The organism is Calditrichota bacterium (assembly GCA_013151735.1).
Taxonomy (GTDB): domain Bacteria; phylum Zhuqueibacterota; class JdFR-76; order JdFR-76; family BMS3Abin05; genus BMS3Abin05.
Genome location: JAADHR010000097.1, coordinates 1 through 5316, shown reverse-complemented (window position 1 = coordinate 5316; position 5316 = coordinate 1). Strand labels below are relative to the sequence as shown.

General features: G+C 45.0%; 5 protein-coding genes. All 5 read left to right on the top strand.

The features are described from left to right. Window positions 1-309 precede the first annotated feature (309 nt). The gene (locus GXO76_06705) at window positions 310-1638 is read left to right on the top strand and encodes an extracellular solute-binding protein (protein ID NOY77544.1); all 1329 of its coding nucleotides are present in this window, start codon (window positions 310-312) and stop codon (window positions 1636-1638) included. After that, window positions 1638-3137, top strand: coding sequence for an ATP-binding protein (locus GXO76_06700; protein NOY77543.1), 1500 nt, complete (start codon window positions 1638-1640; stop codon window positions 3135-3137). The genes GXO76_06705 and GXO76_06700 overlap by 1 nt, the downstream gene beginning before the upstream one ends. A 32-nt stretch (window positions 3138-3169) precedes the next feature. Beyond that, complete coding sequence (locus tag GXO76_06695; protein ID NOY77542.1) at window positions 3170-4627, top strand: sigma-54-dependent Fis family transcriptional regulator; 1458 nt, start codon at window positions 3170-3172, stop codon at window positions 4625-4627. A 281-nt stretch (window positions 4628-4908) separates the two neighbouring features. Next, window positions 4909-5112: an addiction module protein gene (locus GXO76_06690; GenBank protein NOY77541.1), complete on the top strand. Its 204-nt coding sequence runs from the start codon at window positions 4909-4911 to the stop codon at window positions 5110-5112. Continuing rightward, window positions 5099-5269, top strand: coding sequence for a hypothetical protein (locus GXO76_06685; protein NOY77540.1), 171 nt, complete (start codon window positions 5099-5101; stop codon window positions 5267-5269). Before GXO76_06690 ends, GXO76_06685 begins: the two co-directional genes overlap by 14 nt. The last annotated feature ends 47 nt before the right edge of the window (window positions 5270-5316 follow it).

Here is a 5316-nt window from a genome sequence, read left to right as displayed (position 1 = left end):
TATCATATTCAGGCAGGCGCATTTGGAAAGACGAAAAAGATGATCCTGCTGAAATAAAGCAGGGTTCCAGAAATGCGAGCAATAAACTCTTGAGAGAAATGATTGCAACCCTTTACCGACCCCTTTTTTAGAGGAGAAAAAACCATTTCCCCGATTCATATCTCATGCCCCTTTTGGAAATCGTTTCCTGCTTTGCTGCTCCTCTTGTAAAAAATCTCTTGCAAATCCACAAAAGAAAGCCGTATTTTTAAAAGGAATCCAAAATCAAAAAGATCAGGTTGCTCGCTTGCCGGGCATCTGGAGAAAAAAATGAAACACGCCAATCCCATTTTTTCGGTTTCCAAACTTTTGTGGGGGTCGGTTTTGGTGACGGCTTTTGCGTTGGTCGCCTATTTTATTATTCCGGCCAGCTATTCAGGCTCTCCCCGAACGAAAGTGAAAAAAATTTACTACGCGGATAATATTTCCACTGCGCATCAGGCACTTATTGATCAATTCAACCGTGCCCATGCCGGAAAGATTGAAGTGGTTCCGGTCAACCTCCCCTTTTCAAAATTCAGCACAAATGAACGCAAGGAGCTTCTCACCCGGGCCTTTCGGAGCAAGACCAACCGCATCGATGTATTTGCCGTGGATCTAATCTGGGTGCCGCGGTTTGCAAAATGGAGTGAGCCTCTGGATAGTTATTTTTCCCCGGAAGAAAAGAAGCAGTTGCTCCAATATGCCATCAAGTCCTGCTATTTCAGGGACCGCCTGGTCGGGTATCCTCTTTTTATTGACATCGGACTCATGTACTATCGAAAGGATATTTTAAATCGGCTGTCCGATTATCCGTCTCTCAAGAAAAAGTTGAAGCGCTCGATTACCTGGGCTGACTTCATTCGATTGGGACAGCGCCTCAGACCGACGAATCGGCCGTTTTATGTATTTCAAGCCGACAATTACGAAGGACTCATTTGCAGTTTTTATGAAACCCTGGCCGGACAGGGAACATCCTTTTTTCAAAATGGCCAATTGCAATTGGAATCCCCGGAGGCAAAAAAAGGGCTCCAGCTTCTTTCAGATCTGGTGAACCGGTATCGACTTTCGCCGCGGGTAGTCACTCAGTTTAAAGAAAATCCAAGCTTCCACTATGCATTGGCCAAAGATGCCGTTTTTGTAAGAGGCTGGCCGGGGGCTTTTGTTAACAATACCTTTCCGGAACGTGAAGCCCGAAAAATTCCCAATCTGGAAATGGCCGCACTGCCGCACTTTAAGGGGAAAAAACCTGTGGCTGTGTACGGCGGATGGGATTTGATGATCTCTAAAGAATCAACCCACAAAAAAGAGGCTGTGGCATTTTTAAAATTTGTGGTTCAAAAAGATATGCAGGAGCTTTTGTACGAGAAGGGCGGGTACATTCCCATTAACCGGGCCGTTTATCAGGATTCGATTTTTTTAAGGAAACATCCGCAGCTCATTTATTTGCGGCATCTCCTGAATACGGGGGTGTACCGGCCGTCCCTGGTGGAATACACAAAGATTTCTGATATCATTTCCTACTACGCCCACCTGGCCATTCGCGGAGACCTGTCCGTTTCGGACGCCCTGAAAAAAGCAACGGAAGTCATTCAATCAAAAAGGGTCTTAATTCACTGATGGCCAGGTCTGATGACAAACAATTTCGGGAGATCACCGGAAAACTTCAACGATTTCGATTTGAGCTGAAGCACATCATGGTTTTGTTCATGATTTTGATTTTGTTTCAGCTCCTGGTTTCGCTGGTGCACAAAATTTCTCTTCAGCGGTTTTTAAACAAAACACAGGATTGGTACCAGCAGGATTCTGCCGAACGCCTGGCCAATCTTACCGCCACCTCTCTGGAACTTCTGGTTGAAACCCGCATTCAAAACAAAAATCCCGGGAGCGAAGAGGCCCGAAAAACCATTGAGGCTCTGAATATCATTTTGAGTCAGGAAATTCTTCAGCACAATGTTCAGGATGTGTGTATTCTGGTTGAAAAGGGGAGCCATGTGGCGGCCATTGACAACGGCCGCGTGCTGTATTCTTTCATCTTCGAAAATAATACCCACCTCCCGCCTTCGGATGAGCCCCATCCGCAGGCCATTCAGATGTACAGTAAAATCAAAAAGCGACTGAAAGCCTCTGAACAAATCTTGAGTATTTTGGAGGGAAGGGAAACCTACCATGTGTTTGTTCCCTTTGTGCCCAAGGGAGAATACATGGGGGCCGTTTACATGAAAAATACACCGGAATTCAGCGGTATTGCCAGCGAAATTATTTCCAGCTACAACGAAACCAGCCTGATTTTTGTCGTACTAATCTTTCTGGGACTTTTGGCCATGTTTTACATTTCGTCCTACACCGTTCGGGAGCGGGATGCTGCCCGCGAACTTCTTTACCGGGAGCGCGAAAAACAACTGGAAGAGCACATTCATTACCAGAAAGAGGCCCTTTTTGCGAAGCGAATCTACCACACCCACCATAAGGCCGAAAAAGTGATGGGTTTTATCAAGGAAGATTTACGTTCTCTTAACGAAAAAAATATGGAAGATGTAAAATACCGGGTAACCAAGTACGCCAATTTTATTTCCCGGGTCATTTACGATATGAAGTGGTACGACCCGCCCATTCAGACCATTCGCAATCCCATGTTTCGTACGGATCTTAACGAGTTGATTCGATTTATTGTGACGTACATTTTCCTGCGTATTTCCCGGAACAGCAACCGCGTTAAATTTCATCTGGAACTGGATGAAAAACTGCCTGTGGTTCACGTGAACGAGTTTGTGGCGTGGGAAATTATTGAGCCCTTGATTCAGAATAGTATTGATCACGGTGGCGATGGAAACCTAAATATTACGATTCGCACCCAATTTATTCCTGAGGAAAAGGTGTCGAAGATTTTTGTCTCTGATGACGGACAGGGTATTCGGCCCGATTTGTTGGAAGAAAACGAGGAAGGTGTCAAGCGGATTTTTCTCGAGAATATTTCCACCAAAGACAGCAGCAATAATTCGGGGTACGGATGCTACATTGCGTACGAAATTTCACGTCAGCGCTGCGGTTGGACCCTGGATGTGGAAAATCTGCCTGAAAAGGGATGTCAGTTTATTGTGAGTATTCCGAATGAATAGCCATATTAAAGAGTTGAAACCACGGGTGAAAAATGAATCTAAACGAAAGCATTAATCTATTATTGATTGAAGATGAAGATTACGATGTGAAGCGCATCCATAACACGTTGCGACCGTTTGAAAAAAATATCCACATCCGGGAAGTGGTTTCGGACGGGCGCATGGCTGTGGAGCTGCTGGAAAAGAATCACCGGCTCTACGATGTGGTGATCATGGATTTTCAGATCATGGGGGGACTGCGGGGCGAAAGTCTCATTCGCAGGATCAAAGAAATCGACCCCACGCTCCAGATTATCGTGGTCACGAAAATGACGGTCAATATTACCGACTTTGAATTTGCCAATAAACTCATTGAAGCGGGGGCGATGTGGTACTGCACCAAATATCCCGGGGATATTGAGGAGTACATTTACCAGCCCACGGATTTTATTTTGAATATTTTGAATGCGTACGAAAAGAAAAAATTGGAAAAGGACCGCCTGCGCTCCAATCGCAGGTTGCAGGAATCCATTGCCAATATTCTGGAACGGAAAAAAATTATTGGGAAATCGGCTCCCATCCGGAAACTCCGTGAACAGATCGAAACCTGTGCCCAGAATGAAGCCATTGTGTTGATTCGGGGAGCTTCCGGAACGGGAAAAGAACTGGTGGCTACCAACATTCATTATCTGGGCAAACGGCGATTTGAAAATTTCGTTCCCATTAATTGCGGCAGTTTGCCCACCAATCTGATCGAAAGTGAATTGTTTGGCTTTGAGCGCGGATCATTCACGGGAGCCAGTGCGCAGAAAAAGGGTCTGTTTGAGGTGGCTCACAAGGGAACGATTTTTTTGGATGAAGTAACGGAGCTTCCGCTGTCGGCACAATCCAAATTGCTGCGGGTGATTCAGGAAGGCGAAATCGACAAGATTGGTCGAACCGGGCCCGTGCGCGTGGATGTGCGGGTCATTGCTGCAACGAACAAAAATCTTGAGCAGGAGGTTAAAAAGGGTCATTTCCGGGAGGATTTGTACTACCGCTTGAATGTGGTTTCGCTGACTGTGCCGAGTCTGGCAGAACGCCGAAGTGACATTCCCCTTTTGGTTGACTATTTCTTGCGGTATTTTTCTGCCAGTATGGGAACAAAGCTGCCGGTTATTGAAAAAGAGGCCCTTCAGGTTTTGACCCACTACGCATGGCCGGGGAATGTCCGGGAGCTTCAAAATGTGGTGCAGCGTCTTCTTCTGATGCGATCCGAAGAGGTTCGTGCAACACAGGTTAAAAGTGCATTGGGACTACTTAACACCGATGTGGGGTCTCACCATTCACAACCCTGGAAAGAGTGGTCCTCCCAAAACATGGTGACTTGGCGGGAAATGGAACAACGGATTCAACGGGAGTATTTTCAATTTGTAAGAAAAAATACCCAGTCCGATGCCGAGGCCGCTCGCATCCTGGGTCTTGCGCCTCCAAACTATCATCGCATGTGCAAGCGGCTGGGGCTGAAATAAAAAATTGGCCAAAGAAGGTGTATTAAACGTTGGCCTATTATACTTAATCAATGCACACTTCTTTTTAGAATTTCGGGTGAAAATAATTTGCTTTGACACCAATTATTTGCATAAATTGAATCAGAACAAAAAACAGACAACCTGGCTGTTCTTGCTATCGTTGTAATCCCGTATTTCAGCAGAATCAATTTGTGAAAATTCGCGAACTTAGCGGGCAAAGGCCTTTTAGAGCAGATGCGTCAATAAATAGACAAATTAAACGATCATTCAGGAGAAATAATATGAATAAATCGATTCTCGAAGAAGTGCTGAAGATGCCGCCTGACGAAAGAATAACTTTGGCGGAAATTATTCTTCAGAGTATTAATCGTGAAGAAAGTGAAATTCGTCAAGTCTGGATTCAGGAAGTCAATGATCGAATAAAGGCCTACAGGGACGGTCGGGCCACGGTTATTGATTTTGAAGATCAATATGATAAGAGTTAAAATACACGAATTGGCTGCCAGAGAATTTGAAGAAGCCATAGAATGGTACCAGCATCAATCCAAAGGTCTTGGAAATCGATTTAAAAAATCCGTGATTGAACAGGTGAAAAAGATGGCTCTACTGGAATTTTTGTGGATTTGTTTCCACGAAATCTAATCAATGAAATTCTTTGTCAGACAGAAAACAGGCATTCCTTACTTTCC

Excerpts from the sequence above, each read along its gene's own strand:
- GXO76_06705 (NOY77544.1), top strand. The coding sequence starts at position 310 with ATGAAACACGCCAATCCCATTTTTTCGGTTTCCAAACTTTTGTGGGGG.
- GXO76_06685 (NOY77540.1), top strand. The coding sequence starts at position 5,099 with ATGATAAGAGTTAAAATACACGAATTGGCTGCCAGAGAATTTGAAGAA.
- GXO76_06700 (NOY77543.1), top strand. The coding sequence starts at position 1,638 with ATGGCCAGGTCTGATGACAAACAATTTCGGGAGATCACCGGAAAACTT.
- GXO76_06690 (NOY77541.1), top strand. The coding sequence starts at position 4,909 with ATGAATAAATCGATTCTCGAAGAAGTGCTGAAGATGCCGCCTGACGAA.
- GXO76_06695 (NOY77542.1), top strand. The coding sequence starts at position 3,170 with ATGAATCTAAACGAAAGCATTAATCTATTATTGATTGAAGATGAAGAT.